15 protein-coding genes and 1 pseudogene are annotated in these 15,769 nt (G+C 74.2%); 11 read left to right on the forward strand and 5 right to left on the reverse strand.

The genetic code is table 11. The annotated features are described in order from the left end of the window. Nucleotides 1–31 precede the first annotated feature (31 nt). A complete protein-coding gene (locus tag HS99_RS37775) occupies nucleotides 32–1,024 on the reverse strand; it encodes a DUF4349 domain-containing protein (RefSeq protein ID WP_052743449.1) in 993 nt (330 codons plus the stop codon). A gap of 124 nt (nucleotides 1,025–1,148) precedes the next feature. After that, a complete protein-coding gene (locus HS99_RS37780) occupies nucleotides 1,149–1,589 on the reverse strand; it encodes a 2-thiouracil desulfurase family protein (protein ID WP_030288228.1) in 441 nt (146 codons plus the stop codon). A 56-nt stretch (nucleotides 1,590–1,645) separates the two neighbouring features. Between HS99_RS37780 and HS99_RS37785 the strand changes: the two genes are divergently transcribed. From HS99_RS37785 to hemQ, 3 genes are read left to right on the forward strand one after another with little or no spacing between them, the layout of a single operon-like run. Beyond that, a complete protein-coding gene (locus HS99_RS37785) occupies nucleotides 1,646–2,236 on the forward strand; it encodes a Uma2 family endonuclease (RefSeq protein ID WP_030288231.1) in 591 nt (196 codons plus the stop codon). A 34-nt stretch (nucleotides 2,237–2,270) separates the two neighbouring features. After that, a complete protein-coding gene (gene hemG, locus HS99_RS37790) occupies nucleotides 2,271–3,701 on the forward strand; it encodes a protoporphyrinogen oxidase (protein WP_030554901.1) in 1,431 nt (476 codons plus the stop codon). Beyond that, on the forward strand, nucleotides 3,698–4,423 hold the full coding sequence (hemQ, locus tag HS99_RS37795; protein ID WP_030288234.1) for a hydrogen peroxide-dependent heme synthase: 726 nt from the start codon (nucleotides 3,698–3,700) through the stop codon (nucleotides 4,421–4,423). Before hemG ends, hemQ begins: the two co-directional genes overlap by 4 nt. A gap of 80 nt (nucleotides 4,424–4,503) precedes the next feature. On the opposite strand, the gene HS99_RS37800 is transcribed toward hemQ, so the two are convergent. The 3 genes and pseudogenes from HS99_RS37800 to HS99_RS37815 form a co-directional block, all read right to left on the reverse strand. Continuing rightward, nucleotides 4,504–5,286, reverse strand: a complete 783-nt coding sequence (locus HS99_RS37800; RefSeq protein WP_030554902.1) for a TIGR04222 domain-containing membrane protein — start codon at nucleotides 5,284–5,286, stop codon at nucleotides 4,504–4,506. Nucleotides 5,287–5,378: 92 nt separating this feature from the next. Further along, on the reverse strand, nucleotides 5,379–6,419 hold the full coding sequence (locus HS99_RS37805; RefSeq protein WP_030554904.1) for a TIGR04222 domain-containing membrane protein: 1,041 nt from the start codon (nucleotides 6,417–6,419) through the stop codon (nucleotides 5,379–5,381). Nucleotides 6,420–6,447: 28 nt separating this feature from the next. Continuing rightward, a pseudogene (locus tag HS99_RS37815) lies at nucleotides 6,448–7,751 on the reverse strand (MbnB/TglH/ChrH family RiPP precursor modification enzyme). 283 nt (nucleotides 7,752–8,034) lie between these two features. Here HS99_RS37815 and HS99_RS48050 point away from each other — a divergent pair. The 8 genes from HS99_RS48050 (at nucleotide 8,035) to HS99_RS37855 (ending at nucleotide 15,742) form a co-directional block, all read left to right on the forward strand. Beyond that, the gene (locus HS99_RS48050) at nucleotides 8,035–8,961 is read left to right on the forward strand and encodes a GNAT family N-acetyltransferase (RefSeq protein WP_030554910.1); all 927 of its coding nucleotides are present in this window, start codon (nucleotides 8,035–8,037) and stop codon (nucleotides 8,959–8,961) included. Nucleotides 8,962–9,076: 115 nt separating this feature from the next. Further along, nucleotides 9,077–9,880 carry a hypothetical protein gene (locus HS99_RS37825; RefSeq protein WP_030288246.1) on the forward strand — a complete coding sequence of 268 codons (804 nt, stop codon included), beginning with the start codon at nucleotides 9,077–9,079 and terminating at the stop codon, nucleotides 9,878–9,880. A gap of 121 nt (nucleotides 9,881–10,001) precedes the next feature. Then, on the forward strand, nucleotides 10,002–11,012 hold the full coding sequence (locus tag HS99_RS37830; RefSeq protein WP_030554913.1) for an MBL fold metallo-hydrolase: 1,011 nt from the start codon (nucleotides 10,002–10,004) through the stop codon (nucleotides 11,010–11,012). A gap of 124 nt (nucleotides 11,013–11,136) precedes the next feature. After that, on the forward strand, nucleotides 11,137–13,068 hold the full coding sequence (locus tag HS99_RS37835; RefSeq protein WP_051835587.1) for an ATP-binding protein: 1,932 nt from the start codon (nucleotides 11,137–11,139) through the stop codon (nucleotides 13,066–13,068). Then, nucleotides 13,065–13,541 carry a roadblock/LC7 domain-containing protein gene (locus HS99_RS37840; protein ID WP_046385777.1) on the forward strand — a complete coding sequence of 159 codons (477 nt, stop codon included), beginning with the start codon at nucleotides 13,065–13,067 and terminating at the stop codon, nucleotides 13,539–13,541. Before HS99_RS37835 ends, HS99_RS37840 begins: the two co-directional genes overlap by 4 nt. Beyond that, on the forward strand, nucleotides 13,538–13,900 hold the full coding sequence (locus HS99_RS37845) for a DUF742 domain-containing protein (protein WP_030288251.1): 363 nt from the start codon (nucleotides 13,538–13,540) through the stop codon (nucleotides 13,898–13,900). Before HS99_RS37840 ends, HS99_RS37845 begins: the two co-directional genes overlap by 4 nt. Before the next feature lie 91 nt (nucleotides 13,901–13,991). Next, entirely contained in the window at nucleotides 13,992–14,552 is a 561-nt protein-coding gene (locus tag HS99_RS37850) for a GTP-binding protein (protein WP_078656938.1), read from the forward strand. Further along, entirely contained in the window at nucleotides 14,549–15,742 is a 1,194-nt protein-coding gene (locus tag HS99_RS37855; RefSeq protein ID WP_030554918.1) for a cytochrome P450, read from the forward strand. The genes HS99_RS37850 and HS99_RS37855 overlap by 4 nt, the downstream gene beginning before the upstream one ends. Nucleotides 15,743–15,769 lie beyond the last annotated feature (27 nt).

The raw sequence follows: 15,769 nt of genomic DNA on the forward strand, positions 1-15,769 counted from the left end.
CCGGGAGCCGGGGGCCCGCCACTGTCGTTCGTCACTCCTCGTCGGTCGGAGCGGCCTTCTCGGTGCCCCCGGCCTCCCCGGCGTCCCCGGCGTCATCGCGGGAGCCGGTCGCGCGGGGGTGGGAGCGGGTCCGGCGCCAGTACCGGTAGAGCAGCGCCGCCGGGACGCCAAGCACCAGCAGGAACGGCGCCAGTGCGGCCAGCGCCACCGCCAGTGCCCGCGCGATCGTCAGCAGCACGTGCCAGCCGCCGCCGAGCGCGGACCCGACCGATTCGCCGAAGCCCTGCTCCTCCTCCTTCGGCGTCGCGGTCGGCGTGGGAATCGCGGCGTCTCGGCGGACGTCCAGGGTCACGGTGGAGTACGAAGTCCGGGCGGCCAGCTCCTTCTGCTGTTTCTGCAGCGACTCCAGGTCCGCCTCGCGGCGGCTCAGCTCGCCCTCCAACGAGGTGATGTCGCTCAGCGTCCGGGCCTCCGCCATCAGCGCCCGCACCCGGTCCACGCTCGCCTGCTGGGTCTGCACCCGGCTCGCCACGTCCGCGACCTGCTGGGTCAGGTCGTCCGCCTGGCTCTTGCGGGACACCACCTCGCCCAGGGCGGCCAGCTGGTCCAGGGTCTGCTGGTAGGCGGCCGACGGGATCCTGAGCGTCAGCTGGCCGGACTCGTCCGTACCGCTCCCGCTGACCGACTCGCCGCCCACGTAGCCGCCCGAGGCGGTGGTCAAGTCCCTTGCCCTCGCCAGCACTTGCGAAACGTCCTTGGCGCGCAGGGTGAGCTGCGCGGTGTACGAGATCAGCCGGGCGTCGGCGACCGGAGTCACCCCGGACGCCGCCGGGGCGCCGGAGGCCCGGGCGTTCGCCGGAGCCGGCGCGGCCGCCCCGCCGGCCTGACCGGGCTGTTTCGCCGGTGCCACGGCCGAGTCGTTCTTCGCCGGATCCCCCGAGCCGCCCGCGCTGCAGCCCCCGACCAGCAGCACCGCCGCGGCCACCGCCGCCGCCGGCGCTCCGGCGCTCGCCTGTCGTCCCATTGCCGGGCCCCTCCCCAAGTCCATTGGCAGTCCTCACCATTGGACGCGAGAGCTGGCAGCACGGACCAGCCCGTGAGATCGCGAGTCCATCACAGCTCGGCGGCGGGACGGCCACGGGTACGGCCTATCCGGCGGTGACCTCGATCCCCGACCGCCGCAGCAGTGCCGCCGTCACCCCGTCCCCGGGCCGCAGCTCCCCGGAGAACGTCCCGTCGTACACCTGCCCGCACCCGCAGGACGGGCTGCGCGCCATCAGCACCGCCCGCCGCGCCCCCGCCTCCTGCGCCGCCGCCAGTGCCGCCCGGGCCCCGGACAGGAACTCCGCGGTGCAGTCGGCCCCGGTCGCGTCCACCACCCGCGCCCGCCCGTCCAGCACGTCCGCCCCGTCCCCGCCGACGATCTCCGCCGCCGGCCGCGGCGTGGGCAACCCGCCGGCCCCCTCCGGACAGACCACGACCGCCCGACCCTCCGCCACCAGCCGCACGGCACCGTCGGCCGTCTTCGCCCGCCCGTCGTACCTGCAGGGGACCCCGGCCAGACAGGCGCTCACCACGATCGGTTCCATAGCACACACCCTAAGCGGCAGCTCATCGCACCGCGGAACTCGCTATCTTGGGGGCCATGAGCGAGCTGCCGGACTGGATGTACGCGCCCAGGGACGAGGGCTGGTTTGCCGATGACCTCGACCACCTGCCGCAGGCGCCGCGGCACACTGAACTGATCGATGGGGCTTTGGTCTTCATGATGTCTCCCCAGCGCTGGTGGCACGGCGACGTCGTCAACGACCTCGTCTACACGCTTCGCCGCCAGGTGCCGACGGGGCACCGGGTCGGCAGGGAGATGTCGATCAAGCTCGACAAGTGGAACCGCCCTGAGCCGGACGTGCTCGTCGTCCAGGCCGATTTCGACCCCGATCGCACCCAGTTCACTCCCGACGAGGTGGCTCTCGTCGTCGAGGTCGTCTCCCCGGAGTCAGTGCACCGCGACCGGACGGTCAAGTTTCGCAAGTACGCCGAGGCCGGCATCCCGCACTACTGGATCGTCGAGGAGGAGGACGGCCTGCCGGTGGCACACGTCTTCGAGCTGGAGCACGCGACCTCTTCCTATGCCCCAGCTGGGATCTTCCGGGGCAAGCTTGAACGCCGGGTGCCTTTCCCGATCGAGATCGACCTGGACGGGCTGGTGCCCGCCAGCGGTCGTGCAGCGGATTGAGGGTTCCGGATAAAGACCTGCGAGACTGCGGAGCATGTCGGATGCACAGGTCGTCGTCGTCGGTGGTGGGATCGCGGGGCTGGCTGCGGCTGCCTTCCTGAGCGGGGCGGCCGGGGGGCCGGCGCGGGCGCGGGTGACGGTGCTGGAGGCGTCCGGGCGGGTCGGCGGGAAGTTGTGGGGCGGGGAGGTCGGCGGGGTCCGGGTGGACCTCGGGGCCGAATCGGTGCTGGCCCGGCGGCCGGAGGCCGTGGAGCTGGCGCGGGCGGTCGGGCTCGGGGAGGAGCTGGAGCCGCCGACCACCGCGAAGGCGGCGATCTGGACCCGCGGCGCGCTGCGGCCGCTGCCGGGCGGGCAGGTGATGGGCGTCCCCGGTGACCTGGAGGCGCTGGCCGCTTCCGGGGTGCTCACCGCCGAGGGGCTGGAACGGGCCCGCAGCGAGCGGCCCACCGAGGTCGGGGCGGACGTCGCGATCGGCCGCTACGTCGCCGACCGGCTGGGCCGGGAGGTGGTGGACCGGCTGGTCGAGCCGCTGCTGGGCGGGGTCTACGCCGGGCGCGCCGACGAGATCTCGCTGCGCGCGGCCGTGCCGCAGCTGCTGCCGATCGCCCGGGGCGGCGGCTCGCTGGTCGAGGGGGTGCACGAGCTGGCCTCCCGGCCGCAGGTGGTCGGCACCCCGGTGTTCCAGGGCCTGCGCGGCGGCCTCGGCACCCTGCCGGAGGCGGTCGCCGCGGCCTGCGTCAGGGCGGGCGTGGACCTGCGGACCGACACCCCGGTGGAGGAGCTGCGCCGCACCCCCGAGGGCTGGCGGGTGGTGGCCGGCGGCGAGGTGCTGACCGCGGACGCCGTGGTGCTGGCCGTCCCGGCGCCGGCCGCGGCCCGGCTGCTGCGCGCGGACGCCCCGGCGGCGGCCGTCGAACTGGACACCGTCGAGTACGCGGGAATGGCGCTGGTGACCCTGGCGTTCCGACGTGGCGACCTGGCCGAGCCGCCCAGCGGCAGCGGCTTCCTGGTGCCGCCGGTGGACGGCCGCCGGATCAAGGCCTCGACCTTCTCCTCCAACAAGTGGGGCTGGCTGGAGCGTTCCGCCCCGGACGCGTTCCTGCTGCGTACCTCGCTGGGCCGCCACCGCGAGGACGAGGTGCTGGAGCTGCCGGACGAGGAGCTGGTGGCCCGCTCGCTGGCGGACCTGGAGGAGGCGGTCGGCCTGACCGCCCGGCCGTACGACACCTTCGTGTCCCGCTTCACGGCCGGACTGCCGCAGTACCCGGTGGGCCACCTGGACCGGGTGGCCCGGGTGCGGGCGGCCGCGGAGGCGGTGGGGGCGCTGGCGCTGTGCGGCGCCGCGTACGACGGGGTGGGGATTCCGGCCTGCATCGCGTCGGCGGCCGCCGCCGCGGCGGCCATCGACAAACTGTTGACCCCGGCGACCGGGGAAGGTTCCACGGAGAGGACAATGGGCGCATGACTGAGAGCGTTGAGCGGGAGCCGGAGCAGCAGCCCGAGAAGAAGAAGGCGCGCGACCTGAACCAGGTCATCCGCTACACGATGTGGTCGGTGTTCAAGCTCAAGGGCGCCCTGCCCGAGGACCGCACCGCCCTCGCCGCCGAGGTGGACGAGCTGTTCGCCCAGCTCGCCGCCAAGGACGTGACGGTGCGCGGCACCTACGACGTGTCCGGGCTGCGCGCGGACGCCGACATCCTGATCTGGTGGCACGCCGAGGACTCGGACGACCTGCAGGAGGCGTACAACCGCTTCCGCCGCACCGGTCTGGGCCGCCACCTGGAGCCGGTCTGGTCGAACATGGCCCTGCACCGCCCGGCCGAGTTCAACAAGTCGCACATCCCGGCGTTCCTCGCCGACGAGCGCGCGCGCGACTACGTCTGCGTGTACCCGTTCGTCCGCTCGTACGACTGGTACCTGCTGCCCGACGAGGACCGGCGCGCGATGCTCGCCGAGCACGGCATGCAGGCCCGCGGCTACCCGGACGTCCGGGCCAACACGGTGGCCTCCTTCGCGCTCGGCGACTACGAGTGGCTGCTCGCCTTCGAGGCGGACGAGCTGCACCGCATCGTCGACCTGATGCGCGAACTGCGCGCCTCCCGGGCCCGGATGCACGTCCGCGAGGAGGTGCCGTTCTTCACCGGCCGCCGCAAGCCGGTGAGCGAGCTGCTGAACGGTCTGGTCTGACCCCACCAACCGCCCGCCGCGCGGAGGCCGGTTCCCCGCTGTTCGGGCAGGGGAGCCGGCCTCCGGTGGTTCCGGGCAGCTCAGCTGCGGTGGGGGCGGAGGGCGGCGCGCAGGCGGGCGTCAGGGAGGACCGCGGGGCCGTTCATGGCGACGGCGGTGAGCAGTTCGCGTTCCTCGTCGTCGGCGAGGCCGCGCTGACGGGCCGGGCGGACCTCGCGCAGCACCTGCTGGCCGATCGGGGACGCCCAGCGGGTGTAGGGGTAGACGTCGACCCGGGCCATCAGCAGGGTGCCGGCGGTGAGCACCAGCGGCAGCGAGAACCAGGCGAGCGGGGCGACGGCGTCACCGCCGGTGAAACCGCTGAGGGAGATCGAGGCGGCGAGGAGGACCACGGTCAGCAGCATCGCGTGCCGGACGTGGCGGACCACCACGACGGTGTTGCGCTGGACCAGGGCCGGAGTGGCCAGGCCGGCCAGCGCCAGCCGGGCGCCGATCTCCAGCACCGTGGGGTGCTCGGCCATCGCCCGGCGCAGTTCGTCCGTTCGGCACTGGCCGTCGGGGCCGACGGTGGCGATGACGGCGCGTTCCAGGCGGCTGCGGCCCTTGGGGTCGACCACGGTGGTCCAGCCGGTGTGCGCGAGGTGCAGCCGGCCGCGGCCGGCCATCAGGACGAGGGCGAGCTCGACCACCCGGTCAGGGCCGCCGGCCAGGTACGCCGTCTCGTAGAGCCCGATGCCGACGGCCTCCGGCGGGCGCAGCCGGTCCTGGTCGGCGAGGGCGTCGGCGGTGGCGGTCATCCGCACCAGTCGGAGGCAGGACAGCACCGCCGTGACACAGGCCGGTATCAGGAACAGCAACCACATGGGCTTGTTGTATGCCTGGGGCCGTGGCGCGGGGAACGCCTTACCGGACCGCGAGACCGAACTGTGACGTCGGCCGTGCCGCCCTCCGGAGGTCACGAGCCGCCGCAACCGCCGCCGCAGCTGGACCCGCAGCTGGAGTGCGACGAGCCGCAGCTGGAGTGCGAGGAACCGCACGAGGAGTGGTGGTGGGTGGAGCCGGAGTCGGTGGCGCTGCAGGAGTAGCCGCTCGACGAGCACGACGAGGACGAGGACGAGGACGACGAGGACGACCAGGACGACGAGGAAGAGGACGAGGAGGAAGAGGAGAAGAAGGACGAGGACGCCTGGGCCTGCCGCATCGCCTCGTCCTGGGCCGCCGCGGCCGTCATCGCCTGCTCCAGCTCCTGGTTCTCCAGCCCGGCGACGGCCAGCCCGCCGAGCGCGAGCGCGCCCAGCACCGCGCCGCCCGCCAGCCGGGGCGAGACGCCCGAGCTGGGCGTCCACGGGGTGCTGCCCTGCATCAGGCTGAGCTGGCGTTGCCCGGCCGGGGTGATCCGGCCCTTGGCCGGGGTGCTGGTGGCCAGGCCGAGGGCGCCGAGGAGCAGCAGGAAGCCGGGGATCAGGAGGTTGGGGCGCTCGTGGAGGGCGTCGTTGTCGTCGAGCAGCAGGGCGAGCCCGGCGAAGAGCACGACGTCGAGCATCGCGAGCCAGAGCAACCGGCGGGCGGTGCGGGCCCGTTGCATCCGCTCGGGGCGGCGCAGAAGGCCGCGGTCGGCGAGCCGGTCGCCGATCTCCTGGACGGCGGCGGAGCGCATCACCATGCGGCGCAGCGCGCCGAGTTCCCGGCTGCCGGTCGCGCCGACGGCGTCGTGGACGGCCTGGTCGACGGCGTCGTACGGCTTGGCGCCGGTGAGGGTGACCAGGTTGGAGCGGCTGATCACGACCTGCTCGGAAAGGTGCATCCGGACCAGCGCGGTGTCGAAGACCCGGCCGGGGCCGCCGGCCAGGAAGGCGGTGTCCAGCAGCGGCAGTCCGCGGCCGGGAAGGCCCTGCGGGCGCGCGACGTGCCGGACCCGCTGGTGGGTGCCGGCCGCGTACAGCACGGCCGCGACCAGCAGGACGGTCGGGACGACGAAGTAGCTGTTGTGCCACATGGGCGGTTCCCCCGAGGTGTGGATTGGGTCAGCGGCCGCGCAGGGCCCGGCGCATGCGGGCGAGCGGGCCGGGTGGCTGCTCGGCTCCCTCGCCCGACTGCCGGAGCCACTGCTCCAGCGCCCGGCGGTGGCCGGTGGCGGCCGGGCCGCCGTCGGTGAGCACCCACGCGGCGAAGGCCCGGGCGTCGGCGCGGTAGCCGCCGGTCTGCGGGTGGGTGCGGGCGTAGCCGAGGAAGAGCGGCCCGTACTGCGCCCCGAGCAGGCGGGGCAGGTCGGGCGCGACCTTCGCGGTGGTGTCTCGCCGCTTGGCGGCGAGGCCGGTGGACTGGGCGCGGACCTGGCCCGGGTCGAAGCCGGGCGGGACGGGCCCGCCGGCCACCAGGGCGGCCAGCAGTTCCTCCTGCCGTCGGGCCAGGCGCTCCCGGGCGATGCCGGTCGAGCGCTCGGCGTCGGGGCGCTCGGCGCGGGTCAGGTCGTTCATCGCGGGGTGCTCCCCTCCAGCACCCGGCGGATGGCGTCCAGTTCACCGGCCAGTTCGGAGGGCGGCGGGAAGGCGGCGTCCCGTTCCAGCAGGACGCCGGGCGGTGCGACCCGCGCGCAGAGTTCGGCCAGGACCTCCAGCACCGGTTCGGTGACGGGGTGGGCGTGGGTGTCGTGCCACACGCCGTCGACCAGGGTGCCGCCGGCGACGTGCACGTAGGCGAGCGCCTCCAGCGGCAGGCGGTCGAGTTCGGCGGCCGGGTCGGTGCCGAGGTTGACCCGGTTGGTGTGCAGGTTGGCGACGTCGATCAGCAGTCGGACGCCGGTCCGCGCGACCAGTTCGGCGAGGAACTCGCCCTCGGTGAACTCGTCGTCGGGCCAGGCGAGTTGGGCGGCGATGTTTTCCAGGGCGAGTGGTACGGGCAGCTGGTCCTGGGCGATCCGGACGTTCTCGGCGATCACCCGCAGCGAGTCCCGGGTGCGGGGGACGGGCAGCAGGTGCCCGGCCTCCAGACCGCCGGCCCGGACGAAGGCCAGGTGCTCGGTGACCAGCGGGGAGTCGAGCGCGACTGCCGTCGCGGCGAGCCTGTCGAGCCGCTCGGGGTCGGGCAGTCCGGCGCCGCCGAGGCCGAGGCCGACGCCGTGCGGGACGACGGTGACGCCGCGCCGGCGCAGCACGGTGAGCGAGGTGGGCAGGTGGTCGGCGCAGATGTTCTCGGCGACCACCTCGACCCAGTCCAGGCCGGGTTGGCGCTCGACCACGGTGTCGATCTCGCTGCGCCAGCCGAGGCCGACGCCGAGCGTGGTTTTGGTCCCGGCCCGGGGCCGGGTCGCGGAGGCAGGGGAAGTCATCGGTTTCGCCCCCTTCGGAGGGCCGGGTGGGAGGGCCGTCGGGCGGTGCGGGCGTCGTCGCCAGGACCGCGCGGCCGTGTTGCTGAGGATGTCCCCGGGCGGGCTGGCTGCCAAGCCTCACCCGGCCTTCTCAGAGCATTATTTGAGCTTGCCTTCCCGGTGACCGGTGACTCCGGTCCCCGGCCGCGGACCGTCTTCGCAGATGAGGTGCCGGGTGGGTGCCGGGCGGCGGCGGAGAAAATGGAAGGCGGTCGGCGAGCGGCGGCGGATAGCGTGGGAATTCATGACTACCACCGCACTGACGATCCGTGACTTCCGCCCCCAGGACGCCGAGGCGGTGGCGGCCGCCCACCGGGCCGGGCGCGAGCACCTGGTGATGACCGCCGAGGCCCTGCTCTGGCTGAACGCCCGGCAGGACTCCGACCAGCACTTCCGCACCTTCGTCGCCGAACTGGACGGCCGGGTGGTCGGCGGGGTGCGCTGCGGCCTGGTGCTCGGGACGTCGACCACCGGCGTCGGTTACGCCAACGGCAGCGTGCTGCCCGGGTTCCGGCGGCGCGGCGCGGCCACCGCTCTGCTGGCCGCGGCCGAACGGCACCTGTCCGGCCACGGGGTGACGGAAATGCACACCTGGCTGGACGACGAGCCCGCCTCCCTGGCCTTCGCCGCGGCCCGGGGCTACCGGCTCGGGCGCACCGCGCAGTTCGGCGCGCGGGACCTGACGCTGCCGTTGCCGCAGGCGCCCGTAAGGCCGGCCGGTGTCGAGCTGCGCCCGGGCACCGACTGGGCGGACGATCCGCGCCCGTTGTTCCTGGTGGAGGCGGACGCGATCCGGGACGAGCCCGGCGAGGTGGCGATGGACGCCCTGGAGTACGAGGAGTGGCTCAGGGCCGACTGGGCCCGGCCGGACCTGGACCTGGGGCTGATCACGGTGGCCGTGGTGGACGGAGTGCCGGCCGCGTTCACCATGGTGCAGACCGACGGGGTGGACCGCTACTGGTCCGCGTTCACCGCCTGCCGCCGGGAGTTCCGCGGCCGCGGACTGGCCAGGCTGGCCAAGCTGGAGTCGCTGCGGCTCGCCGCGGCCGCCGGTTACCGGCGCGCGTACACCAGCAACGACACCACCAACGCGCCGATGCTGGCGGTCAACTCCTGGCTCGGGTACGAGCGCTGCGCGGGGGAGCGCAAGGGGATCAAGCGCCTGGTGTGACCTTCGGTGCGAAGACCGCTACGCTCCGAATCGCCGGATGGGGGTATTTTCGGCCACGGGCGGGGACTTAACCAGGGCGCACAGTTCGTGGTCGAGTCTTCCCCGGGGGGATCATATGGAGATCCTGCTCCAGGTGCTGATCGCATCCGTTCCGGCCGTGATGGGTTTTCTCGCGGCCCGTTCCCTCGCCCGTACCAGACTCCTCCTGCGCTACGGCTTCCTGCGGGCGCTGCTGGCGCCGTACGGCCGGGTGCAGATCGTCATTCCGAGCCTGGAGGTGGCGGAGTTCGCCTTCACCGAGGACGGCTGCCAGCTGACCAGCCGCGGGCCGAAGAACGTGCTGTTCGTGCCGATGGCCGAGGCCAGGGCGATAGCGGAACTGACCGACCTGCTGCGGAAGATCAACCGGAAGGCGACGATCGAGCTGGTGGTGGCGGGGGCGCAGGATCCGCGGATGCCGACCTTCTCGATCGGCGGGCCGAGCGTCAACTCGTACTCCGGCGGGGTGCTGGAGGCGGTGTTCCCGGACTTCACCATCGAGTACCCGGACGAGGCCCGCGCCCGCTGGGGCGGGATGACCTTCGAGTCGCTGTACGGCCCGGCGGGGGAGCTGATCCGCGACCACGGGTTCATCTTCGTCACCCACACGCCCCGGCACGCGCCCTGCGTGGTGCTCTGCGGGGTGTTCGCCTTCGGTTCCGCGATGGCGGTGGAGGCGCTGACCTCGGCGAACCGGAACTCTTCGCTGGCGGCGCTGTTCCGCTCGGGAGAGAAAGGATTCGTCGCGGTGGAGGGGCGGGTGATCGGACTGGACACCGTGGACGTCACGGTCGAGGTCTGCCGGGTCCTTCCCGCGCCGCGGTCCGACGTTCCGCCCGGGTTCCGTGGCGAAGTGCCCATCAGCCGTCCCGAGAGGTGAGACGATTGGTCTCGACCACATAGTACGAATCGGGACAGGGCGGGAGAGACCGGGGCGCGAACTCCGGCAGTCCACAGTGGTTTTGCCCCATCCCTGACACAACATGGGCATAATCGCGCGCATGACGATCAACCGTGCGAACGTGAGCGCGATTGCCGAGGACCTGTACGTGTGGCTCCCCCCGAAGCGGGGCTGGGGCCTGGCCAACTGCGGCCTGCTGGCCTCCGAGACCACCGCGCTCTGGATCGACACCCCGTACGACCCCTCGCTGGCCGGGGAGTTCCTCGCCGCCAGCCGGCGCCTGCTGCCCACCGGGGTCGACATCGACCGGGTGGTCGTCACCCACGCCAACGGCGACCATCTGTGGGGCGCCGGGGTGCTCCCGGACGCCGAGGTGATCGCCACCCGCGAGGCGCTGGAGCACATCCACTGGGAGCCCACCCCCCAGCAGCAGCACGCGCTGCTCGCCAACAGCGACCCGGACTCCCCACTCGGCGGCTACCTCCGCGAGCACTTCGGCCGCTTCGACTGGTCCACCACCGAGCCGGTGCACCCCGACACGGTCTTCACCGGCGAGCTGGAGCTGAAGGTCGGCCGCTACCCGGTCCAGATCACCAGCCTGCCCGCCGCCCACACCGGCGGGGACCTCATGGTCCACCTCCCGCACCAGCGCGCCGTGTTCACCGGCGACGTGATCTTCTCCTCCACCCCCGAGCAGCCCGGCGACCACCCCTCGCACTGGGCCGGTCCGCTGGAGAACATCATCGGCGCCTGCGAACAGGCCCTGGCCACCGGCGCGGAGATCTTCGTCCCCGGCCACGGCCCGGTGCTCGACCGCGACGGAGTCCGGGAGCACATCGGCTACCTCGCGTACGTCCGCGAGCGCGCCCACGCCCTGCACGCCGCCGGGATACCCGCGCTGGACGCCGCCCGGCGGGTGATCGCCGAACAGCGCCACCCCGAACTCGGCCTGCCCGAGCGGCTGGTGCTCACCGTCGCGGCCGAGTACCGGCACCTGGACGGCTCCGAGCTGCCCGGCGTCCTGGACGCCATGGGCCAGGTCGCCCTGGTGGCCCGCGAACTGGCCGAGGACGCCACCCGCATCCCGCACCCGCGCTCCGGCCGGAACTGACACCCGCGCTCCGGCCGGCACCGCGGCGGCGGCAACCGACCCCGGTGCTCCGCCCGGACTGCCGACAGCAACCGAACGCCGGGCGACGGCCCGGGTCAACCAGCGAGGACACCCGAGGACTCCGATGACGCAGATCGCGCTGATCGCCCTGGCGCTGGTCGCCGCCGCGGCCACGGTCGTGTTCGCCCGCGGCAGGGCCAGGGCCGTCACCCGGGCGGCGGACGCCGAGGCCGCCCTCGGCCACGGCGAGCAGCAGATCCGCGCCGCGGAGGCCCGACTCGCCCGAGCCGAGGAGGAGTCGGCCGAGGCCCGGGAGGCCGCCCGGCAGTCCGTCGAGCAGGCCCGGCGGGCCGAGGAGCGCACCCGGGAGGCTCGCCGGGCCACCGGGGACGCCGAGCAGCGGGGCGAGGCCGCGCGCGCCCTGGCCGCGGAGGCGACCGCCCGCGAGGTGGAGGCGAACGCCCGTGCGGCGGAGGCCGAGGCCCGGCTCGCCGCCGCCGAGCTGCGCACCACCGCGCTGCTCGCGGAGATCGGCCACCTCGCCCAGGAGCGGGTCGCCGCCACCGCCGTCCGGCTGACCCACGCCAACGCCCCCCTGGTCGGCCCGCTGGACGCGCAGGCCGTCGGCCCCGAGGCCGTCCGGGCGCTGCAGTCCGTCCTGGACGCCGCCACCGCCGCACTCGCCGACGAGCGCGAGCGGGTCGACGCCGCCGCCCGGGCCGCGATGCGCGGCGCCACCTCCCGGATCCAGACTCTGCTGTACCAGATCCAGAGCCTGATCCAGCAGCTCCAGCACGACAACGACGACCCCCGGCTGCTGGAGGTCGACTTCCGCAACGAGGTCGCGCTGCGCCGGATCCAGACCGTCGCCGTGCTCTGCGAGGCCTGGCCGGGCCTGGCCCGGACCGACTCCCCGCTCGCCGAGGTGGTCGTCGGGGCGCTCTCCCGGGTGCCGGGCTACCAGCGGATCAAGGTCGCCAACCACCTGCGAGAGCAGCGGCTGGCCGTGGCCGCCCGGGCCGCCGAGCCGATCGCCATCGCCATCGCCGAACTGCTCGCCAACGCCACCTCGTACTCCCACCCGGAGACGGACGTCCCGGTCACCGTCCAGCAGGGTGGCCGCGGCGCGCTGGTGATCATCGACGACAGCGGCATCGGCATGGACGAGGACCAGCTGCGCCGGGCCCGCCGACTGCTGGCCGGCCCGCCGGACGTGCTGCTCACCGAGCTCGGCAACCCGCCCAAGACCGGCTTCGCGGTGGTCGGCAAGCTGGCCCGCCAGTACGGCTTCGCCTGCCACATCGAGCCCTCGCCGTACGGCGGCATGCGGACCATCCTGCGCATCCCGGCCGCGCTGGTGACGGTGGTGGACGACGAGCAGCCGCTGTCGGTGCTCACCCCGCTGCCGCTGCGGGCCGGCAGCGGACCGGCGCAGGCGCCCGCCGTCGCGGCCGTCCCGCCGATGCGCGACGCCGACGAGCAGCAGGACGGGCCGGGGCTCGCCGACCGCCACAACCAGCCCGGCCCGCACCCGGCGCCGGCCATCCACGTGGTGCCCGACCCGGACGCGGGCGCCGGCCAGGGCGCTGACCGGGGCGCTGTCCAGAGCGGGGACGGCAGCGGCCTGCCCAGTCGGCGCCGCCGCCGTCCGCTCACGGCCGAGGAGCCGGGCGCGGGTGCGAGTGCCGGCAAGGAGGCGGGACCGGGGAGCGCCCCGGGGGAGCGGCCCGCGCCGTACGTCCGCAGCCCCGAGCAGGCCGCCGCCCACTGGCAGGCGCTGCAACGGGGCACCGACTCCGGCCGGGCCGCCGCGGCGCGGTCCGTCGGCGCGCCGCCCACCGGCGGCAGCGCCGTGAGCCCCGCCGCCGGGACGGCCCTGACGACCAGTGACAGCCGTACGACCAGTGGGACCGGTGCGCCGAGCGACCCCGACCGGAGCACCGGCACCGGCCGGTCCACCGGCACCGGCGAGAGCGTCAGTACGGCCGACACCACCGCCGGCCGCGAATCCGGTGACCACACCACCGGACCGACCTTAGAAGGAGCCGAGCAGTGAGCAGCTCGCCCAGCCCGACCGCCACCGACGAGATCTCCTGGGTGCTGAACCCGCTGCTGGAGCTGCCGGGGGTGCTGCACGCGGTGGTCGCCACCGGTGACGGCCTCGTCGAGGGCGCCTCCGACGGCCTCGGCCGGGCCTCCGCCGAGCGGGTCGCCGCGATGACGGCCACCGTGCACGCCGCGGCCCGCGCCTTCACCGCCGCGTTCACCGACACCGAACGGCCGCGGCTGGCCCAGACCGTGGTGGAGTCCGACCTCGGCTACGCCATCGTCGTTCCCGCCGGGGAGAACACCTCGCTCGCCGTGTTCACCGCGCCGGACGCCCAACTGGGCAATGTGGCCTACCAGATGCAGCTCCAGGTCGCCGCGCTGGGCCGCGCGCTCGCCAGCCCCTCCCGGCAGCAGGTCGCCGGGGCACCGGGCGCCGGGGCAACGGGCGCCGGTTCGGCGGGCACCACCCCCCGGTCATGACCGCCGTCCCCCGCAGGCGGATGGTGCCCGCCTACCTCGCCACCGGCGGCCGCAGCCGCCCCGGCACCGAAGGCTTCGAGCGGCTGACCGTCCTGTTCGCGGACCGGGCCGACCGCGCCGAACCGCCGACGGAACTCGAACCCGAACACCGTCGGCTTTGGGAACTGCTGCGCCCCGGCGCACTGACCGTGGTGGAGGCCGCCGCGCACCTGCGCCTGCCGGTCAGCGCCACCGTCTTCCTCGCGGCCGACCTGGTCGAGGCGGGCTGCCTGCACGCCCGCGCGCCGATCCCGCGCGCCCAGCAGACCGACCGCTCCATCGTCGAGAGGCTCCTCGTTGGACTCCGTGCCCTCCGGTAGCCCGGATGACCGGCCGCATGACCGCCCGAACGACCGGCCGGATGGCCGGCCGAGCCGGGTGGGCTACCTGCCCGACCGGGACCAGACGCTGATGAAACTGCTGGTCGCCGGCCCGTTCGGGGTCGGCAAGACCACCCTCATCCGCACCCTCTCCGAGATCGCCACCCTGCACACCGAGGAGGCGATGACCGAGACCGGACGGCCGGTGGACGACCTGGCCGGACTGCCCGAGAAGTCCACCACCACCGTCGCGGTGGACTTCGGCCGGCTCACCCTGCCCGGCAACACGGTGCTCTACATGTTCGGCACCCCCGGCCAGCGCCGCTTCTTCCCGCTCTGGCAGGACATCGCCCGCGGCGCCCTGGGCGCCCTGGTGCTCGCCGACACCCGCCGGCTGGCCGACTCCTTCGAGATCATGGACATGATCGAGGAACAGGGCCTGCCGTACGCCGTCGCCGTCAACCGCTTCCCGGGCTCCCCGGACCACCCGCCCGAGGTGCTGCGCGCCCACCTGGACCTGCACGCCGCGACCCCGCTGCTGCTGTGCGACGCGCGCGAGCGCGGGAGCAGCCTCGACGCGCTGATCGCCCTGGCCGAGCACGTCCTCGACACCCTGCCCGCCGCCGCCACCGACCCCCGGGAGCGCCCGTGACCGTCGAGACCCGACCGACTCCGATCTACGGCCCGGTCTTCGCCGCCGACCCGCAGCTGGTGTACGAGCGGCTGCGCCGCCACGGCGCGGTCGCCCCGGTCGAGATCGCCCCCGGCGTCGAGGCCCTGCTGGTCACCGACTACCAGGCCGCCCTGGACCTGCTGCGCGACACCGACACCTTCTCCAAGGACTCCCGCGCCTGGCAGGCGACCGTCCCGCCGGACTCCCCGCTGCTGCCGGTGCTCGGCTACCGCCCCACCGCCCTGTTCAGCGACGGTGCCACGCACGCCCGCTACCGTGCGGTGATCACCGACGGTCTCGCCCTGTTCGAACCGCACCGGCTGCAGCGCCAGGTCGCCGAGGCCGCCCACCAGCTGATCGACCGCTTCGCCGGGGTCGGCCACGCCGACCTGATCGCCGAGTACGCCCGCCAGCTGCCCGCCTTCGTGCTCACCACCTGGTTCGGCGTGCCCGAGGAGCAGCACGCCGACGTGGTGGCCGCGATCACCGGGCTGATCGAGTCCACCGCCCGGGCCGGCGCCGCGTACGGCAAGCTCGTCGCGGTGGTCACCGCGATGGTCGCCGAGCGCCGCGAGCGCCTCCGGCACGACCTCGCCTCCTGGTTCGTCACCCACCCGGTCGGGCTGGACGACGACGAGGTGATCCGGCAGATCACCCTGACTCTGATCGCCGGGCACGAGCCGACCACCAACCTGATCGGCAACGCCCTGCTGCGCCTGCTCACCGACGCCCGCTACGCCGGCTCGCTGTTCGGCGGCGCGATGACCGCCCACCAGGCGATCGATGAGGTGCTCTGGCACGAGCCGCCGATGGCCAACCTCTCGGCCCACTACCCGCGTTACGACATCACCTTCCACGGGCGCGAGATCAAGGCCGGCTCCCTGGTGCTGGTCTCGTACGCGGCCGCCAACTCCCAGGCCGCGCCGCCCACCGACGGCGGCGAGCTGCGCAGCGGTGAGAGCGCCCACCTGGCCTGGGCGGCCGGCCCGCACGCCTGCCCCGCCCGGGACCCGGCCCTGCTGATCGCGATCACCGCCATCGAACAGCTCACCAGCCGCCTCAGTGACCTCGAACTCGCCACGCCAGCAGGGGAGTTGCTCTGGCGGCCGGGCCCGTTCCACCGCGCCCTGGTCCACCTCCCGGTCCGCTTCGCGCCGCTGGCCGGATAGCCGGAAGGCCCGGACGACGACCGCCGT

Source organism: Kitasatospora aureofaciens (assembly GCF_001188955.3).
GTDB lineage: Bacteria > Actinomycetota > Actinomycetes > Streptomycetales > Streptomycetaceae > Kitasatospora > Kitasatospora aureofaciens.

What these genes read in the sequence shown, in the direction of transcription:
- HS99_RS37850 (WP_078656938.1), top strand. Translation starts at nt 13,992, where the DNA reads ATGAAACTGCTGGTCGCCGGCCCGTTCGGGGTCGGCAAGACCACCCTC.
- HS99_RS37805 (WP_030554904.1), bottom strand. Translation starts at nt 6,419, where the DNA reads ATGTGGCACAACAGCTACTTCGTCGTCCCGACCGTCCTGCTGGTCGCG.
- HS99_RS37825 (WP_030288246.1), top strand. Translation starts at nt 9,077, where the DNA reads ATGGAGATCCTGCTCCAGGTGCTGATCGCATCCGTTCCGGCCGTGATG.
- hemQ (WP_030288234.1), top strand. Translation starts at nt 3,698, where the DNA reads ATGACTGAGAGCGTTGAGCGGGAGCCGGAGCAGCAGCCCGAGAAGAAG.
- HS99_RS37835 (WP_051835587.1), top strand. Translation starts at nt 11,137, where the DNA reads ATGACGCAGATCGCGCTGATCGCCCTGGCGCTGGTCGCCGCCGCGGCC.
- HS99_RS37845 (WP_030288251.1), top strand. Translation starts at nt 13,538, where the DNA reads ATGACCGCCGTCCCCCGCAGGCGGATGGTGCCCGCCTACCTCGCCACC.
- hemG (WP_030554901.1), top strand. Translation starts at nt 2,271, where the DNA reads ATGTCGGATGCACAGGTCGTCGTCGTCGGTGGTGGGATCGCGGGGCTG.
- HS99_RS37830 (WP_030554913.1), top strand. Translation starts at nt 10,002, where the DNA reads ATGACGATCAACCGTGCGAACGTGAGCGCGATTGCCGAGGACCTGTAC.
- HS99_RS48050 (WP_030554910.1), top strand. Translation starts at nt 8,035, where the DNA reads ATGACTACCACCGCACTGACGATCCGTGACTTCCGCCCCCAGGACGCC.
- HS99_RS37780 (WP_030288228.1), bottom strand. Translation starts at nt 1,589, where the DNA reads ATGGAACCGATCGTGGTGAGCGCCTGTCTGGCCGGGGTCCCCTGCAGG.
- HS99_RS37775 (WP_052743449.1), bottom strand. Translation starts at nt 1,024, where the DNA reads ATGGGACGACAGGCGAGCGCCGGAGCGCCGGCGGCGGCGGTGGCCGCG.
- HS99_RS37785 (WP_030288231.1), top strand. Translation starts at nt 1,646, where the DNA reads ATGAGCGAGCTGCCGGACTGGATGTACGCGCCCAGGGACGAGGGCTGG.
- HS99_RS37800 (WP_030554902.1), bottom strand. Translation starts at nt 5,286, where the DNA reads ATGTGGTTGCTGTTCCTGATACCGGCCTGTGTCACGGCGGTGCTGTCC.